General features: G+C 63.8%; 1 pseudogene. It reads left to right on the top strand.

Features of this window, described 5'->3' with window-relative positions:
- Window positions 1-304 (top strand): annotated as a pseudogene (locus AF337_RS06535) (type II and III secretion system protein family protein); the annotation flags it as partial.

Raw genomic sequence — 304 nt, forward strand, 5'->3', positions numbered from 1 at the left:
GGTCGTGACCTCGGGATCGGTTGGTCCGGGCACGGCAACAACGGCATCGGCAAGGCAACGACCAGCCAGGGTATCACCGTGAATGATGACGGCAGCCTGGCCCGTAGCCTCCTTGACCCCAAGGGTGCGGCAACGGGTATGCTGCCCTTCGGCCAGTTGATCGCCAAGGTGCTGGAAATCTCCGGCGGCCGCATCGACGTGGTCATCAATGCGCTCGAGCAGAAGGGATTGGTGCGTCGTCTGGCTCAGCCGAACCTTATCGCCATGAGCGGCTCGACCGCCAGCTTCCATGCCGGCGGTGAAG

This window comes from Rhizobium ecuadorense, from assembly GCF_001187535.1.
Taxonomy (GTDB): domain Bacteria; phylum Pseudomonadota; class Alphaproteobacteria; order Rhizobiales; family Rhizobiaceae; genus Rhizobium; species Rhizobium ecuadorense.